Origin of the sequence: Nostoc sp. FACHB-280 (genome assembly GCF_014697615.1) — a bacterium.
Lineage (GTDB): Bacteria > Cyanobacteriota > Cyanobacteriia > Cyanobacteriales > Nostocaceae > Nostoc_B.
On sequence record NZ_JACJSD010000024.1, the window covers coordinates 23,843 to 40,234 of the forward strand.

General features: G+C 40.9%; 15 protein-coding genes. 8 read left to right on the forward strand and 7 right to left on the reverse strand.

What is annotated here, in order from left to right; all coding sequences use genetic code 11:
* Positions 1-117: 117 nt before the first annotated feature.
* Entirely contained in the window at positions 118-1,431 is a 1,314-nt protein-coding gene (locus tag H6G75_RS18115) for a TldD/PmbA family protein (RefSeq protein WP_190981401.1), read from the reverse strand.
* Between H6G75_RS18115 and H6G75_RS33550 the strand changes: the two genes are divergently transcribed.
* Entirely contained in the window at positions 1,430-1,558 is a 129-nt protein-coding gene (locus H6G75_RS33550; protein ID WP_256364362.1) for a hypothetical protein, read from the forward strand. The two genes, H6G75_RS18115 and H6G75_RS33550, sit on opposite strands and share 2 nt — an antisense overlap.
* Positions 1,559-1,729: 171 nt before the next feature.
* Here the strand turns inward: H6G75_RS33550 and H6G75_RS18120 are convergent, their stop codons facing one another.
* Positions 1,730-2,593 (reverse strand): Tab2/Atab2 family RNA-binding protein, encoded by an 864-nt coding sequence (locus H6G75_RS18120; RefSeq protein ID WP_190981402.1) that lies wholly within the window; start codon positions 2,591-2,593, stop codon positions 1,730-1,732.
* A gap of 174 nt (positions 2,594-2,767) precedes the next feature.
* Between H6G75_RS18120 and H6G75_RS18125 the strand changes: the two genes are divergently transcribed.
* Both H6G75_RS18125 and H6G75_RS18130 read left to right on the forward strand, forming a co-directional pair.
* Positions 2,768-3,154 carry a hypothetical protein gene (locus H6G75_RS18125; RefSeq protein WP_190981403.1) on the forward strand — a complete coding sequence of 129 codons (387 nt, stop codon included), beginning with the start codon at positions 2,768-2,770 and terminating at the stop codon, positions 3,152-3,154.
* Between the two features lie 208 nt (positions 3,155-3,362).
* On the forward strand, positions 3,363-4,370 hold the full coding sequence (locus tag H6G75_RS18130; protein ID WP_190981404.1) for a ferritin-like protein: 1,008 nt from the start codon (positions 3,363-3,365) through the stop codon (positions 4,368-4,370).
* Between the two features lie 136 nt (positions 4,371-4,506).
* Here the strand turns inward: H6G75_RS18130 and cysE are convergent, their stop codons facing one another.
* Complete coding sequence (gene cysE / locus H6G75_RS18135; RefSeq protein WP_190981405.1) at positions 4,507-5,241, reverse strand: serine O-acetyltransferase; 735 nt, start codon at positions 5,239-5,241, stop codon at positions 4,507-4,509.
* 231 nt (positions 5,242-5,472) lie between these two features.
* Between cysE and H6G75_RS18140 the strand changes: the two genes are divergently transcribed.
* Together H6G75_RS18140 and cysK are read left to right on the forward strand one after the other, a co-directional pair.
* Positions 5,473-5,928 carry an Rrf2 family transcriptional regulator gene (locus H6G75_RS18140; protein WP_190981406.1) on the forward strand — a complete coding sequence of 152 codons (456 nt, stop codon included), beginning with the start codon at positions 5,473-5,475 and terminating at the stop codon, positions 5,926-5,928.
* 78 nt (positions 5,929-6,006) lie between these two features.
* A complete protein-coding gene (gene cysK, locus H6G75_RS18145) occupies positions 6,007-6,957 on the forward strand; it encodes a cysteine synthase A (protein ID WP_190981407.1) in 951 nt (316 codons plus the stop codon).
* Between the two features lie 217 nt (positions 6,958-7,174).
* On the opposite strand, the gene H6G75_RS18150 is transcribed toward cysK, so the two are convergent.
* A complete protein-coding gene (locus tag H6G75_RS18150; protein ID WP_190981408.1) occupies positions 7,175-7,858 on the reverse strand; it encodes a cadmium resistance transporter in 684 nt (227 codons plus the stop codon).
* Between the two features lie 23 nt (positions 7,859-7,881).
* Here H6G75_RS18150 and H6G75_RS18155 point away from each other — a divergent pair, with 23 nt between their 5' ends.
* The gene (locus H6G75_RS18155; RefSeq protein ID WP_190981409.1) at positions 7,882-8,547 is read left to right on the forward strand and encodes a cadmium resistance transporter; all 666 of its coding nucleotides are present in this window, start codon (positions 7,882-7,884) and stop codon (positions 8,545-8,547) included.
* 42 nt (positions 8,548-8,589) lie between these two features.
* Here the strand turns inward: H6G75_RS18155 and H6G75_RS18160 are convergent, their stop codons facing one another.
* Together H6G75_RS18160 and H6G75_RS18165 are read right to left on the reverse strand one after the other, a co-directional pair.
* Entirely contained in the window at positions 8,590-9,387 is a 798-nt protein-coding gene (locus H6G75_RS18160; RefSeq protein ID WP_190981410.1) for a sulfite exporter TauE/SafE family protein, read from the reverse strand.
* Between the two features lie 577 nt (positions 9,388-9,964).
* Positions 9,965-11,542 carry a hypothetical protein gene (locus H6G75_RS18165; RefSeq protein WP_190981411.1) on the reverse strand — a complete coding sequence of 526 codons (1,578 nt, stop codon included), beginning with the start codon at positions 11,540-11,542 and terminating at the stop codon, positions 9,965-9,967.
* A 254-nt stretch (positions 11,543-11,796) separates the two neighbouring features.
* Here H6G75_RS18165 and H6G75_RS18170 point away from each other — a divergent pair, with 254 nt between their 5' ends.
* The gene (locus H6G75_RS18170; protein WP_190981412.1) at positions 11,797-13,416 is read left to right on the forward strand and encodes a glycosyltransferase family 39 protein; all 1,620 of its coding nucleotides are present in this window, start codon (positions 11,797-11,799) and stop codon (positions 13,414-13,416) included.
* A 104-nt stretch (positions 13,417-13,520) separates the two neighbouring features.
* Here the strand turns inward: H6G75_RS18170 and H6G75_RS18175 are convergent, their stop codons facing one another.
* The gene (locus H6G75_RS18175) at positions 13,521-13,889 is read right to left on the reverse strand and encodes a hypothetical protein (protein WP_190981413.1); all 369 of its coding nucleotides are present in this window, start codon (positions 13,887-13,889) and stop codon (positions 13,521-13,523) included.
* Between the two features lie 588 nt (positions 13,890-14,477).
* On the opposite strand from H6G75_RS18175, the gene H6G75_RS18180 reads away from it, so the two are divergent.
* The gene (locus tag H6G75_RS18180; RefSeq protein ID WP_190981414.1) at positions 14,478-16,376 is read left to right on the forward strand and encodes a chloride channel protein; all 1,899 of its coding nucleotides are present in this window, start codon (positions 14,478-14,480) and stop codon (positions 16,374-16,376) included.
* Positions 16,377-16,392: the final 16 nt, after the last annotated feature.

Sequence of the window (16,392 nt, forward strand, 5' to 3'; positions counted from 1 at the left end):
GTGGGAAAATTTATCGCTCGGGTAAGACAGAAGGCAGGAGGCAGAAGGGTTTTAATCCGATTGATTTTTCTTTAGATACTTGGGTCTATGTGTGCCTACCTACTTAATTTTAGTTGTTTAATAATTTCTACTGGTAGTAGATAGTCCTTCAACTGTCAAAGATGGGGTATAACAAGAACCATTCCAATCCGCATCATTACCTAATTCTACAACTTGTTTGAGAGCTGTGTAAACATTACCTGCAACCATTGTGTCTTTCACACGGCCAGTAACTTGACCGTTCTGCACACGGTAGCCCAAATCAATATTGATGGAAAAATCTCCCGAAATCCCGCCACTACCGCCTAACATTTGATCAACAATTAGACCATTATCTAATTTGCGAATTAAATCTCGTAGTGGGGTTGTACCAGGCTGAATCAAGAAATTAAATAACCCAGGAGAAGGATAGCTACCCAAACCGGGACGAAAACCATTACCAGTGGAACTGCTACCCAGTTGACGGCCTGTGGTGCGATCGCCATAAAAATGCTGTAATATACCATCTTTGACGAACACTAAAGCCTTGGTCGGTGTACCTTCATCATCAAATGGGCAACTGTAAGGGCCTGCTTCCGGGTCTTGATAAAGTGTCAAACTAGGTGCAACCACTTGTTTTCCCATCCGTTCTGCCCAAGGTGAAGCCGCTTCTAAGACACGTTTCCCATTTAAAGCAGCTTGGGCAGTTCCCCACAGCATATCAGCTGCTTTAGAAGTAAATAAAACCGGCACACGACCATTAGGCGGTGCAACATTTTCTTGCGCCCAGACTAGCCTCTGTAAAATTTGATAAGCTAACTTTTCTGGGTCTAGGGTATTGCGTTGGGTTTGACCATCGGAAACACTTAAAAAATCATCACCCCGCACCCATTCGGCTGACATATAACAGCTGAGGGTAGTATCGGTGTAGTGACAATCTAGACCTTGACTATTCACAAGTCTAGTAGTTTCCACATCACATTCCCAGTCACTATTACATAGTACATCTGGGTAAGTATTGCGGATAATAGCGATCGCTTCTTTGCCCCAGTTGACTAAAACTTCTATCGGTACGCTTTTCCCCAAATCTGGGTAAGCAGGCTTGGAGTTCGTGACTAACTCGATTGTTTCTGGTTGATTTAGTTCACTCAAAGCCAAAGCCCGTTCCACCATAGCCTGCGGTGACACATCACCATAAGCTACCGTCAGTCCAGGGCGACCATTGCGCCATAACCGCAGCGTTGTACCTTCAGATTGGCTGGTTTCTAGCTGTTTGAGTCGGTTAGCCTCAAAAAATACCGGACGAGAAAGCGAGTGCGACTGATACACCTCAGCTGCTTCCGCTCCCGATTTGATGGCTAGTTCCAGCAGCTGTTCTGCTAGTGTATCGTGTGAGAAATTTTCAGAACCCATGACCCTTGGTGAATTGTGGATTTCGGATTTTGAACTGCAAGCAAACGCAGATAATTATCCCAAATCATTGGTGCATATCCGCGCAAATCAGCAATTTGCTTTTGACAACGGAGATGGACGCAGATAATTATCCCAAATCATGGGCATCTATCAGCGTGCCATCGATGCAGAGAATTCCCCAAAAAATCATCGGTATGTATCAGTTTTTACTGAAAGGCTAGAGGCTAGAGGTTAGGGAGACAAGGTGGACAAGGGAGAATAACTTGCTGACAACTCCAGCACTCAGCACTCAGCACTCTTAAGGCAAATTCATCTCTTGCAACAGCCAAAACCCAGCAAAAGATTCTGCTTGAGGGCTTGACTGTATACCAATAAAATGCACTCCATTGGCTTTTTGTTTCGCTTCGGCAAAACCTTGGGTTTCTGCTAAGATTTTGGGATTTTTGATATTTGCCAAAATCCAACTTTCTGTAGCACCAGTTTCTAAAATCAACCTTGTACCAGCACTATCATCAACTCTTAAAAACGCTAACTCTAAACCAGACATCCAGCCAGCTAAAGGTAAAGCCCTGGGTGAGAAAATTAAAACTCCCGGAATGCGGGTTTCTGGAGATAATTGCGCCATTTCTAGGGGGAAAGCTTCACCAAAACCAATATCCCATTCTGGCATTTCTCCTAATTCCGCCGCCGATAAGCTGACAAACACCCATTGCTGTCCTTCTAAAGCATCAGGTAAACGCTGAGGTAAAGGACTGTCTAAACGCACAGAAGGGTTTGTTCCGCCTTGATAACCAGGTTCTTGTGGGTAAACTTCCGCCATTCGCTGTTGTAGCCATTGGTTCAGCAACAAAGTGCGCCGACTGGGTTGGGCTGGAATACCCAAATCTTGGCAAGCTTTCGTAATCATATTGTTCATTTGGCGGCGGAAAAAGCGGACTTTAATTGGTGCTTCTCCGGCTTTGTCAATGGCTTCCTGCAATGCTGTCCGCAACCAGCCCGAATTGACTTGGGTGCTAGGACAATATTGAGCGTAGCGAAATAACGAATCTGTTTGCGTCCGAATATCCAAGGGACTTTCACAGATGACAACTTCCCAAACTTTTTTTTGATTTTCATCCAAAATTGGACGAGAGTAAAAATCGAGTTCCCAAATACTGCCCATGTTATGCCGTCAAAATCTGGCGAGTTTATATTTTGCTTATATCTTGATCATACGAGGCTTAGGGCAGTAGGGAAACTACAAACTCTGATGCACCATAGCTCAAAACTGTGGCGCTTCAATTATGTCAGGTAGATAATTGAGAACAAATCATGACTAACGACCAGTGTGAATTTTATGAGCAAAATGGGTTGCACTTGTGGTCACAGCATTATTGATCGGACGGATAACATACCATACAAAGGTCATCTGATTAAAGATCAAGATAAAGACGTTATCTTTGAAGGGATTGCGTCTGATGTAAATTTATACATTGAATCACTGCTTACAGAAAATCAAGAAGAGTGGCTTAACCGCTTTCCCTGGCTGCAAGGTAAAGACCATCGTGCCGTAGTTTGGGGAATTATTACTCAGTATTATTTGAAGTATATTCCTTATATCTATGAGTGTGAAAACTGTGGACGCTTATTTATTCAGGAAAATGCCAAGTCTCAAAATTTTCGCAGTTATCTACCTAGCAATCCAGAAATCAAAGGAATATTGCGGTCTGCTCAGTTGAGCTAAGAAGATGAGGTTAAAGCGATCGCTCTGAAAAATTGCCATAACTTAACATTTTAGAAAATGCTCCGTAAATAAATCTTGACTATAATTCGCAGTTTTATCAGTAATATCACGGAAGGCTGAATTATCAAGCTAAAGCTATCTTGTACCGGAAATATACGGTCATTTCCGTGTATTGACTGATTCCTTCAAAAATAGTCAAGGTACATCTATGAGTTTCACCACAACTAAGAACACTGCAATTAGTGATTTATTAAGAACGGAAAGTGCAAATAGAGATATTGACTGGCTTAAAGATAGTTTAAATGCAGCAATAGAACTAGAGTTAGCAACTTTACCGCCATATCTTTGCGCGTGGTGGTCAATTAAAAATGATCAAGAAACTGCTGCTAAGTTAATTCGTACTGTGCTGATGGAAGAAATGCTGCACATGGGATTAGTTGCTAATATGCTAACAACTATTGGTGGTACACCAAAAATCAATAGTGTTTTACCAAGCTATCCCGGTAATTTACCAGGAGGAGTCAGACCTCAATTAACGGTATATTTAGCAGGTTTAAGTAAAACTTATTTAGACGAAGTTTGTAAGCAAATTGAATATCCTGAAAGTGGGCCGATTGCGTTTTTTGGTGGTGAAACTTATCCTACCATTGGCGCTTTTTATGATGCCATTCTAGTGGCATTTCAAGAACTCAAACCAGCAATGTCTGGTGCTAATCAGCTAACTGATGGTTCAGTCGGTGGACATCAGTTATATGCTATCAATACACTAGCTGATGTCGAAAAAGCGATTACAGAAATTAAGGTACAAGGAGAAGGAACTGCCCTATCCCCAGATGCAGAAGGATTTGGTGGTGAACTTGCTCATTATTACAAATTTGATGAGATTTCTCATGGTCGGAAATTAATTCAAGTCGATGGTGTTTGGCGATATGCAGGTGATGTTGTACCCTTCCCTGATACATATCCAATGGCACAAGTTCCTGAAGGTGGTTGGCAAAATCCATCCCCAGAAGTCAGCGCATTGTTAAATCAATTTAATAGTGCTTTTAAAGCAGTTTTAGATGAACTCGAACTAGCTTGGACTACTGGTAATCAAGATAAGCTGGGTAGTGCAATTGGATTGATGTTTAGCTTGAAAACACCTGCTATTCAACTTATGCAAATTCCTTTACCTGATGGTAGTGGTAATTATGGCCCAGATTTTCTAATTTATTAACATTTAGATATCAAAATCTGGTAACGCACAATTCAGGCATGATTTTCATTGGATGGGTGATAAAACCCATCCTTATTTTTTGTCACTTAACTTTGTAACCTACCACCTGTCACCTGTCACCTATCACCTGAGATAACTAAATTCCTGCACCATCAAGAAAGTCTTCAATCACAGCATTACTATTGACTTTACTGTTGTAGAGTATTTCGAGTTCGCTGTGGATATCAGTCGGTAATTCTAATGGAGACTGAGTTTCTAATTGTTCTAGCTGTTTTTCGAGGTTTTTGACACGTTCAAATAGCGCCCTGATAACTTCTGCTTCTACATCTCGAATTTTATTATGGGCTAACACATCAACATTGATGTTGTTTTGACGAGTCACTCTTCCGGGAATACCCACAACAGTAGTATTACTCGGCACATCACGTAAGACTACAGAACCGGCTCCAATACGGACGCGATCGCCTATATTAATATTGCCTAAAACTTTTGCGCCAGCCCCCACTACTACATGACTACCCAATGTCGGGTGGCGTTTACCGCTTTCTTTCCCAGTCCCACCCAAGGTAACACCTTGATAAATTAGGGCATAATCACCGACGATTGCTGTTTCGCCAATTACCACACCCATACCGTGGTCGATAAATACTCCCTGACCAATTACTGCCCCTGGATGAATCTCTACGCCTGTAAAAAATCGGCTGATGTGGGATATAAACCTGGGAAAAAAAGGCACACCTTTTTTATACAACCAATGTGCTAAACGATGCAAAATCAAGGCTTGGAATCCAGGATAGCAAAATAAAATCTCCAGCCAGTTACGGGCTGCGGGGTCGCGCTCATAAATCGTTTGCAAGTCAGTTAGTAACATAACTTTGTTGTGGTTGTTTTTGCTGGGAAATCACGAAATCAAAATAATTCCTGTAAAAGATGAACTCATTTGGAACATTTTGTAGGATAATCTACGGTAAAACGATAGGCTTATAGTTATTAGCTCTTGATAAGTCGGATGCTAACACATTCGACAGCAAGACAAAATTAATTTCGCATAAAATGCGAAAAAGCAGTCGATTAACCGTAGTATTTTGATTGAGTACAAATCTTGAATAGCCAAAATTACGCTCTCCTGGATCTGTCTTCTAAAGTTGAATACGCACTCTTAGCACTTTTAGAACTGGCCAGCCACCACGAAAAAAAAGTACCTCTGACTATGGGCGAAATCACCTCTAAGCAACCTATACCTGAGCGATATTTAGAGCAAATTCTCACCAATTTGCGGCGTGCAGGTGTAGTTCAAAGTCAACGCGGCTCGAAAGGTGGTTTTATCTTGGTTCGTGAGCCTTGGCAAATTACGGTGTTGGAGATTGTCACTTTAGTAGAAGGTGAACGCAAAGAGAAAGAACAATCCGAGGCTCCCACATTAGAAAGGCGCTTAGTTCACGAAATTTGGGAACAAGCCAATGTGGCCTCGATGGAAGTGTTGAATCGCTACACTCTCCAAGACTTGTGTCAAGAAAGAGAAGCTCGTTTACAGCAGAGTCCGATGTATTACATCTAGAAAGTTTGAAATCTGAAGTCTGAAATTATTAACTATCCAGCTTTTACCAAGACAATATCAACACCTAGGAGTCCTCTGATGCGAATAGCAAAAGACATTACAGAATTAATTGGACGAACACCTTTAGTTAGATTGAATAAGATTCCCCAGGCTGAAGGGGCGGTTGCAGAGATTTTAGTGAAGCTAGAAAGTATGAATCCGGCTTCTTCGGTGAAAGACCGAATTGGCATCAGTATGGTAACAGCAGCAGAGGAATCAGGCTTAATTCACCCTGGTAAGACAACCTTAGTCGAGCCTACCTCTGGTAATACGGGCATTGCACTGGCAATGGTGGCGGCTGCTAAGGGATACCATCTTATTTTAACGATGCCCGACACGATGAGCCAAGAACGAAGGGCAATGCTACGGGCTTATGGCGCTCAACTAGAGTTAACATCTGGTGTAGAAGGAATGCGCGGCGCGATCGCACGGGCTGAGGAAATTGTGGCTAAAACCCCCGATGCTTATATGTTGCAGCAATTTCGCAACCCAGCCAACCCCAAAATTCATGCCGAAACCACAGCCGAAGAAATTTGGGCTGATACCGACGGAAAAGTAGATATCTTAGTGGCGGGGGTTGGTACTGGTGGGACAATTACCGGCGTTACAGAAGTAATTAAAAAACGCAAGCCATCTTTTCAGGCGATCGCAGTTGAACCCAGCAATAGCCCCGTACTCATCGGCGGAAAACCAGGGCCACACAAAATTCAAGGTATCGGCCCTGGTTTTATCCCAGCAATTTTCCGTCTAGAACTCGTAGATGAAGTTATTCAAGTCACCGATGATCAGGCGATGGCTTATAGCCGACGTTTAGCCAAAGAAGAAGGATTACTTTCTGGTATTTCTTCTGGTGCTGCTTTATATGCGGCCCTGGAAGTGGCAAAACGACCAGAAAACGCCGGACGCTTGATTGTCTTGGTACAGCCTAGCTTTGGTGAACGTTACCTCAGCACTCCCCTATTCAAACAACCGGATGATACTGAATGGTAAAGCAGGGGATAGGTGACAGGTGACAGGTGACAGGTGACAGGTGACAGTGAAACCCAACAAAGCATTTGTTGATAATGAATTTCATCCTACACAATTGCACCCTCTAAATCCCGTAGAGACGTTGTATACAACGTCTCCACAACCAAGGATTAATTACATTTTTCCCAAAAGAAGATATAATTGCCCACCTATCAAATAAGATTGCTATATTCACAAATTATTTATCTACGTTATTTCTCATCAATACTAATAAACAACAACAACTAGCAGCTAGTTTGATTAAACTTAAAGCTCCGGTTTTTAAGACAATAAAAGCACCTAAACCGATTAAAATAAAAGGTACAAGCTGATTAATATAGCGAGTCAAAATATCTGCGATCGCCTTTTGTTCCGTTAATTTATAAGCAACGTAGCATAAAACACCCAACAATAAAAAAAATACCCCAAGAATTACCCAAAAACTAGTTAAATTACTACTAGCAAATAATGGTATGTAAACACTCACATTATCACTACCATTAGCAATAGTTACCGCCGCTACACTATAAGTATGGGGTGCAATAAAACTAATATTATCTCCTCCTGAAGATGTGAGATTTTCTGATAAAAATTCTTCTTGATTGTCATCTTCTGGATTAATCAAACTACTAATACCAATCGCAATAGGAATCAACCCCAACAAACCCAACCAGTTTGCCCCTAAAACAAAACCACCAAATAAACCAGATAAACTTAAGATTACTAGGACAATAAAACCTAAATACTGTCCCATAAAAATATGTTGCGGTCGAAAATCAGCATTGATTTGCGAAAAAAAAAGTAGCAAAATCACAATATCATCAATATTAGTGGCGATAAAGGCAACAACACCTGTACTAATTGCACTAATTAAATCATTCATTTCCTTGGGGCTGAAACTTCGGTATGAATAATCTAGCTACATCTTTTATTGAAGGCATCATTGCTTTCTCTGCTACCAATATTGATGACATCATAATTTTATTACTTCTATTTTCTCAGGTAGATGGCCAGTTTCGGCGGCGGCATATTATATTTGGTCAATATCTTGGGTTTTTAGCTATCATCATTGCCAGCTTACCAGGGTTTTTTGGTGGGTTGGTTGTACAGCGTGAATGGATAGGATTACTAGGAATATTACCAATTGCGATCGGTGTGATGCAATTGCTCAACCAAGAACAAGAAACTATTGCTATTCAGGAAGTAAACACTGATTTTAAACAGCATTCACCTGTTAATTCATTATTATCTTTAATTTTGAGTATTTTGCATCCCCAAACTTATAAAGTTGCAGCAGTCACAATTGCCAATGGTGGGGATAATATTAGTATTTATATTCCCTTATTTGCTGGTCAAACCCTTGTCAGCTTGGGAGTAATTTTAAGTGTATTTTTAATTATGGTCGGAGTTTGGTGTGCTATTGCGTACTTTTTGAGCCAACACACTACCATTGCGTATCTTTTAAGTCGCTACGGAAAAATTATTGTGCCTTTCGTATTAATTGGTTTAGGTTTATTTATTATGTACGAAAGAGGTACATTCAACCTACTACCTTGGGTTAATAGTCAATAGTTCATTTGCTATAAACACTAACCTCTAGCCTCTAACCTCTCACTACGCTTGATAAACTAACTTCCAACTTACCATCATCAAGATTGCATAAATAATAAACCGCAGTGGGCGTTGTGGCGCAATTTGGCAGATTTTTGCACCTAACAATACTCCCGGAACAGAACCTAACCATATCGGTAATACCAAATTCCAGTTCACTGTGCCTAAGCTGAGGTGTCCGAGGGAGGTAAAGAATAATAAAATTGCAGCTTGTGAAATATCTGTTCCTACTAACTTGCGTGCATCAAGGCGGAAAAATGCTATTAGTACTAAGGCAAACATAGAACCAGAAGAAACACTTGTCAGCCCAACCAAACAGCCTAAAACTGCCCCCAAAAGCATTGTGTAGAAACGACCTAAATGAGTAGTTAAGTCGATTTTTGGTAGTTCTGGCAAACTGAACTTAGGAAAGAAAGTCAAGAGTAACAGTTGTACTAGTGCCAGTACAGTAATGAGTAAAATTGTCCCACCTAGCAAGCGCAGCAAAATACTGTCTAGGCTATATTCTCCAGAGTGCTTGATATAGTGCAGTATTCCTACCCCCAACATTGAACCAGGAACACTACCCAAAGCCAGCCACTTGACTGCTTCGGTGTCTAGGGTTTGTTGTTGCCAATGCTTGATGCTGCCAACTACCTTCATTAAGGTGGCGGCTACAACATCAGAACTGACAGCAATTGATGGCGGAACTTGAAAAACAAATATCAACATTGGGGTGATAAGAGAAGCTCCACCAATTCCTGTTAAGCCAACGATAATGCCCACCAAGAAGCTTAATACTGGCAATAATAAATAATCCATACTCCTTCCAAAATGCGGATTTCTCGTACAGTCAAATCTGTCTACAGCAAAGCAAGAAGAACTACCGCCAAGTGCTAGGGGAAGCTCTTGGTGGTAAAAGATGATCCTTGTTGAAGATGAAGAACAGTTTTTTTACAGTGCTTTTAGCAAAGAACTATAAGCCGACTGGTTTACCGTATTTTACCTATAAATAGGACAAAACGTCTAGCCTAATCTGATTGGATGTAGCGAAAAGACTAAATTTACTAAGGCTAAACTTATAATTACCAAAATTTTTGGTATTATGTCTGTCCAATTCTCACTAATGTGAGGGGAATTTATGTTTTTTAAATACTTTTTGTCAGGGGTGTTGAGATGGGGTATAGGGGTGTAAGCGGAACTTCAAAAACCTAAACCTTTTAGTACCCCTTCACCTTACCCCAAACCTTTAATTTTTCGTCTTAATACCATTTCACTTTAAAAATGATACAGATATGAAAGCATCGCCTCGACTTCGCTCGGCGACCGGAAGCCGAGTTGCAGAAGAAGTGATTTGTATCAGTAATTTCGTGAATTGGTATAAGGTGTAAGTCTTAACTTATTCACGATTAGGAACTGCGGGTTTTTTCCCAGAATTACGGACATTAACAACCTTACTCAGTAAGTCGAACCAAAAAGGCGCACCCATTGAAATAGCAATTCCACTGACCAACCAGCCAGCAACCATTGTGAAATAGTGTTGGATGAAGGCGATTGTAAATTGATTATTTCTAGTAGCTTTTGGTATTTGTTGGTCGAGGTTGACTTGGTTCCAGCCAATTGGGAGAGAAATATCTGTCAGAACTTGGTCGGTTGCTTCTTTGAGTTGTTTTAAATCTTGAGCGGTATTAGTTTCGACTATTTGACCAGCACTATTGACAATTGCTGTGCGAATTGCTGTATCTTTCGATAATCTGCTGACAATATGGAATGTATCTGCATTGGCAATAATAGCGATCGCAAAACCAATTAGCAACGCTACACCTTTGGCATTCCGCTTGTAAACACCAGAGGCGCGTTCCATTGAGTTATTGAAGGTTTGCTCAATTTCGCGGCGTAATATATTAACGCCATCCTCTGTTGATTTGGCTTTCAGTTGAGCGCGTTTGGCTAATGTTGCCATGTTACCTACCACAGATGGTGGTAGTTTTTGACTGAACTGTTCTAATCTTTGGCTGAGATATTGAAATGTTTGGTATGCTTCGCTATCTTTATCTTGAAACTCATTGATAAACTCTTGCTGAACTTCACTACCAACACTAATTAACTGCACAACTTCGTTAATTCCAGGGCGTAATCCTTTTAAACAAATTGTCTGTTCAATATCATCAAAAGTATCTGCCCTTAAAACTTTTAACCGCCCAAGAGCATTATTTAATAATTCATGCTCTGGCATATCAGCAGCAAAACAGCCGATATATCTATCGACACTTTTAGCCATACGATTCAGGCTTGTAGATAAATCTATTTTATCTTTCTGGAAATCAGCAATAATTAGTTTAAAACTTTCAGCTACAGTTTGATTAAACTCATCACGAGTATTTGCTAAAAACTGCTGAATATGAGCATCAGTATTATCTACCCTAGCTGCTATCCGAGATAAGATAATTTCAAATTCTGCTAATTGCTGATGTGTAAAATTTATCAATCTTGATTCTGTTAACTTTTGGACGAGCTTAGGTAAGCCTAATGTGTCCATCAAGGTTGTCGCAAAGGTTTCCGCCGGGATGTAAGAAGGCGCACTATGTTTCTGCTTTCTCGCCTCATCTTTGCCATTTCTGACATACCCAAAAATACTTTTTGTTCTCTTTTCTCCTGGTAGAGAAATTTTATTCAGAATAGAAGATAATAACCAAACAAACTTCCGTGGTAAGGTTGTTAAAAACCCTTTAGCTTCTTGGTTAACACTTTGCAGTAATGGATGATTATATATATCGTTGACTAGTTGAATAACATTATCATCATCTGATTTACTGACATCACCTGCAATCAGAATTTCAATGGATTTTTTTAAGTGAACAGCCCGCCATTGCAAGATTGTAGTAATTAGTTCCTGGATTTCTGAAGCCAATAAGCTTAATATTAAGTAAATAAAGACTAATCCAATTGTTATATCTAGTATAAAAGGTAGATTCATCGATTGTTTCCCAACAAATAATACACACCTAGTTGGTAACAGTTGTATCATTTTTATCAATCAATGAGTGTTAAATAAAATGAAAAATAATAGTAGGGTTGCTCAAAAAATTTATCGCTAATCAGAGAAAATTGAGTTAACCTGGGAATCTAGTAATTGTAAAGACAAATGTTGTAACAGGGTGCAACATTAATTAGAGATGCGCTTTGGTCTCTACGCAGTCAAACTAGCAAGTAAAATGATGATCGTAGAATATGCAACAAGGAAGCTTTATTTGGGGTCATCGAGAAAAGCAGCATCGGGCGCTGGAAAAATGGATTGATCGGGTTTGGATATTAGTATTGCTGTTGGCGGCGGTGCTATTATTTAGTATCAATCTGGGAAGCTTACCGCTACGAGATTGGGATGAAGGAACGATCGCTCAAATTTCCCGTGAAATTTGGAATGCACCCGCAGGTTCTCTACGTTGGCTTTATCCCACTTTAGGCGGCGAACCCTACTATAACAAGCCACCTCTAGCCCATTGGTTAATTGCGGGAACTTACGCTGTTGTCGGTGTGAATGAGTGGACAACACGTTTGCCAGGAGCAATTTTAACAGCTTTGTCTGTGCCTTTGCTTTACTGCATTGGGCGAGAAATCTTTCGTCAACGTTGGGCGGCGGTTTACAGTGCTTTAATTTATCTGACAATGCTGCCTGTGGTACGTTATGGCAGATTAGCGATGAGCGATGGCGTGTTAGTCTGCTTTTTGCTAGTGATGATGCTGTGTGTATTGCGATCGCGCCGTGATTTACGCTATTGCTTGGGAGTCGGGATTAGTTTTGGCTTGATTTGCCTCACACAAGGGTTTTTCGGCATTTTCCTGGGTGCGATCGCTATAATATTTTTGTTTTGGGATACCCCCAGATTGCTCACAAGTTACTATTTCTGGACAGGTATCTTGATCGGAATTTTGCCGGCTGTGGGTTGGTATGCTGCCCAAATTTCGCACTATGGTTATGCTGTTGTCAAAATAGGCTTACAAAATCAATCTCGTAGCCAAGTTGATACATTTGTCATCAACAGTTATCAAGTACCTTGGTATTACATAATTGAGCTTTTAAAGTGGACATGGCCTTGGTTACTATTTTTACCCCAAACTGGGCGTTACGTTTGGGAAAATCGCAACCTCAGTTGGGCGAAATTAATTCAGGTGTGGTGTGGCTTTTATTTAGTAAGTATTTCTTTGTTAGATACTAAATTACCTTGGTATATCTTGCCAATTTATCCAGCTTTAGCGTTAGCTTTTGGGGCGTTATTAGCTGAGACAGAAAACTTACCTTTATTGTCATCTTATCCCCGGAGTTGGGTAGTGGGATTGTCTGTACTGGCGGTTCTGGCTTCTGCTAGTAGTATGTATTTTAGTTGGGGTATACCACCCAGAACAGATTTACAACTGATTTTTGCCGCAGTTGCTATTACCATGATTTTGGCAGCAATTTTAGCAGAACGCGGTGACGGACAATTTTTAAGGATTTTATTTTGGGGAAGTTATATTGCGTTATTTTTATTAGTCAAATCTAACTATTGGGCTTGGGAATTATCCGCAGCTTATCCAGTTAAACCAGTGGCGACGATGATATCCCGTGTGAATCCTGCTGTCAAAAAGATTTATACATCGTTTCCTTACCATCGTTCGTCTTTAGATTTTTACAGCGATCGCACTATTATTCCGGCTCCGGCGGACGAACTAAAATATTATTGGCAATACAGCAGCAAACCCTACTTTTTACTCAATGCTGCCGCACTCAATAACCTCCAGTTAGAATCAATGAAAATCATTGATCAAGCTGAAGGCTGGAAATTAGTGACAAAAGAAACACCAAGGTTATGAAGTATGAAGTCTGAAATTGCCGGAATTTATACTTCATAACAATTAAATATGAAGCTGCACCTATAAATTCTGTAGAGACGTTGTATACAACGTCTCTACAGAATTTAGTCTTGAATTCTTTCGTTTTTCGGCAATGCCAACTCATCGTGGTTGGTGTTTTGCTGCATAATGGCGATCGCACTGAATAAAACTGCACCGCCAAGTGCTAGAGTAAGCAAAGGTCGCTTTAATGGTAGAAAATCCCGGATAATTCTGGCCAAGGGGCTACTTTGGCGACGCAATGCCGAAGCTAGAAGTATATGCTTAAAAGTAAAAGGATCGCGGACATAATGACCGCTACGACAGACAACTAATCTTTCTTGGCAATAAGGACAGGTAAATAAACCTATGTAAGCCTTGATTGGTTTGGGTCTAGCATTTCTTTGGCAAATTGGGCAAGTAACATAATGATTATCAAATATGGGTGTGTTCATTTACCTTGTCCGCCTAGTCCATCTACTTGCTCGATAAAGATAGGTATATTGAATTTCTGCGTTACGCAATAGTAGTTTTGCTAGTTGAAGATGATGACCTGAAGCCAGTGATTTAGGATTGATTCTGAACGCGGGGGTACAGAAATTGAAAATTTTGGATACGTTCTGTCGACTAATGACGACAGATGAACCAAAAAAATCTCAAATCGGCACAGTCAATCATCCTTTAAGCGTTCTACTAGGGATAACTCAATGGTCGCAACACGAGTATAGCTAGATTTGAGTGAGGATGACTGCTGTTTGCTGCTCACTTATGGTACATCTACTCAATACATTAATAATGTATTTTATCGGAAGAAAATTGCGAAACTGCTAATTTGTACCATACCAGCGATCGCTGACCATTGAATATTAATTTTCTCTCATCTGGCTGTTCTCCTAGAAAACTTTCACCCAATACATTTTTTTAATCAAAGCTTTATAAATCCAGCTAATCTCACTTACTTGTCTGGTTGATAAATAATGGCTCACAATGAGAAATAACAGAGAAGAATTTAAATTTTTTCTTACATTTACCCCAACCGTTCAATGACTCTCTTGCCTCCCACCAACGTCAGGAAGGTAACGGAACAACCTGCACTTCCTCCACCTACTAACCGCCTAACACATCTCATTAACCGTTTTCAACCCACACCGGAAACAGTTGTGCTGTTTTTAGCCATATTAATTGGTGGTGGTACTGGCATGGGTGTAGTGACATTCCACTATTTAATTGAGCTAATTCACCATCTGATGCTAGAAGATTTGATGAGTGTAATTGGCGCTTGGGGTGGCTGGACTTTAGCCTGTGTCACCATTCTGGGTGGATTAATTGTCGGATTAATGCGCTGGCACACCCAAGATTTTGGCCCTAGTTTGTCTACTTTAATCGCCGCCTCCCAAGGAACAGCAGTTCAGCGTCCCTTAAGGCCTGTCACCAAAATGATTGCCGCATCTGTTTCTTTGGGAAGTGGGGCTTCTTTGGGGCCAGAAGGGCCGAGTGTGGAAATTGGCGCTAACTTTGGGATGTTGTTGTCTCTGATTCTCCAAGTCTCCCAAGAACGTCAGCGTTTGCTTTTAAGTGCTGGTGCAGCCGCAGGTTTAGCCGCCGGATTTAATGCACCAATCGCTGGGGTATTTTTTGCCCTAGAAGTAGTTATGGGCGCAACATCTTTTGCCACTTCGGCGGTGAGTGTGGTGTTACTTGCGGCGGTGGTGGCGGCGTTAATTGCCCAAATTGGCTTAGGGACGCAACCTGCCTTTACTTTACCTGCATACCAAGTTCGTAGCCCGTTTGAATTACCTTTGTATCTCGGCTTGGGTTTGGGTGCGAGTTTAATTTCTTTGTTTTACACCGAATTAATTCGTTTAGCTAAAGCCTGCTTTGCCGGCACAATTCCTGGCTGGGAATTTTTTCAAAGTATCCCCAAATCAATTCACCCAATTATCGGGGGGGTAATTTTAGGCATTGTGGCTTTGCAATTCCCCCAGATTTTAGGCATTGGTTATGGCACTGTCCAAGCCATGCTGCAAGATGTGGAATTTTCTTTAAATCTGTTGCTGGCTTTGCTGGTAGTGAAATTATTCATGACAGCCATTAGTGCTGGGAGTGGTTTTGTGGGTGGTTTATTTGCCCCAGCCATGTTTTTAGGCGCTTCTTTCGGCTCGGCTTATGCCAAAATTTTATGTCTGATTGTGCCAGGAATTGACGCATACATGGCTGCACCCCCAGCTTATGCAATGGTAGGGATGGCGGCGGTGTTGGCTGCTAGTGTGAGAGCGCCATTAACTGCGATTATTATGCTGTTTGAATTAACTCGTGATTACCGCATTGTTTTACCGTTAATGGCTGCGGTGGGTTTAAGTGTGTGGTTAATAGATCAAATTAAACCAAATGTTAACTCTAACTCGAAGCTGCAACAATTTGGTTTAGCAGATTTAAAAGATGAGCAAGCAGAAATTGTGCAGGAAATTTTAGTGGAAGATGCTGTACTTTCCTGCCCAAAAAAATTACCTGCAACTTTAGGATTGTTAGAAGCCGCGATAGAAATGACCCGCGATCGCATACGCAGTGCTTTAGTAATTAATGAAGCCGAGCAATTAGTCGGGATTATTTCTCTAGAAGATATTAATCGCGCTCTAACTCGCTGGCAAAATTACCAAAATTCTGCCACAGAAAATACTGATGAATTATCCAATCAAACTCTCATGGATATTTGCACCACGGAAATTCTCTATGCTTGGCGGGATGAACCTTTATCTGAAGCTTTAGATCGGATGGCTTTGCGTGGTTTGCATCAGTTACCAGTGGTAGCTAGAGACAACCAAGAGCGCATTTTGGGTTTATTAGAAAAAGAGCAAATTGCCTTAACCTGCAATTTAGCCGTCACCCGCAAAACACTCCACCAATATATTTTTAGTCAAAAGTCAATGGTCAATGATCAATAGTTAATAGTCATGATTT

Excerpts from the sequence above, each read along its gene's own strand:
- H6G75_RS18120 (WP_190981402.1), bottom strand. The coding sequence starts at position 2,593 with ATGGGCAGTATTTGGGAACTCGATTTTTACTCTCGTCCAATTTTGGAT.
- H6G75_RS18125 (WP_190981403.1), top strand. The coding sequence starts at position 2,768 with ATGAGCAAAATGGGTTGCACTTGTGGTCACAGCATTATTGATCGGACG.
- H6G75_RS18155 (WP_190981409.1), top strand. The coding sequence starts at position 7,882 with ATGAATAATCTAGCTACATCTTTTATTGAAGGCATCATTGCTTTCTCT.
- H6G75_RS18175 (WP_190981413.1), bottom strand. The coding sequence starts at position 13,889 with ATGAACACACCCATATTTGATAATCATTATGTTACTTGCCCAATTTGC.
- H6G75_RS18160 (WP_190981410.1), bottom strand. The coding sequence starts at position 9,387 with ATGGATTATTTATTATTGCCAGTATTAAGCTTCTTGGTGGGCATTATC.
- H6G75_RS18170 (WP_190981412.1), top strand. The coding sequence starts at position 11,797 with ATGCAACAAGGAAGCTTTATTTGGGGTCATCGAGAAAAGCAGCATCGG.
- H6G75_RS33550 (WP_256364362.1), top strand. The coding sequence starts at position 1,430 with ATGACCCTTGGTGAATTGTGGATTTCGGATTTTGAACTGCAAGCAAAC.
- H6G75_RS18165 (WP_190981411.1), bottom strand. The coding sequence starts at position 11,542 with ATGAATCTACCTTTTATACTAGATATAACAATTGGATTAGTCTTTATT.
- H6G75_RS18130 (WP_190981404.1), top strand. The coding sequence starts at position 3,363 with ATGAGTTTCACCACAACTAAGAACACTGCAATTAGTGATTTATTAAGA.
- cysK (WP_190981407.1), top strand. The coding sequence starts at position 6,007 with ATGCGAATAGCAAAAGACATTACAGAATTAATTGGACGAACACCTTTA.
- H6G75_RS18150 (WP_190981408.1), bottom strand. The coding sequence starts at position 7,858 with ATGAATGATTTAATTAGTGCAATTAGTACAGGTGTTGTTGCCTTTATC.
- H6G75_RS18180 (WP_190981414.1), top strand. The coding sequence starts at position 14,478 with ATGACTCTCTTGCCTCCCACCAACGTCAGGAAGGTAACGGAACAACCT.
- H6G75_RS18115 (WP_190981401.1), bottom strand. The coding sequence starts at position 1,431 with ATGGGTTCTGAAAATTTCTCACACGATACACTAGCAGAACAGCTGCTG.
- cysE (WP_190981405.1), bottom strand. The coding sequence starts at position 5,241 with ATGTTACTAACTGACTTGCAAACGATTTATGAGCGCGACCCCGCAGCC.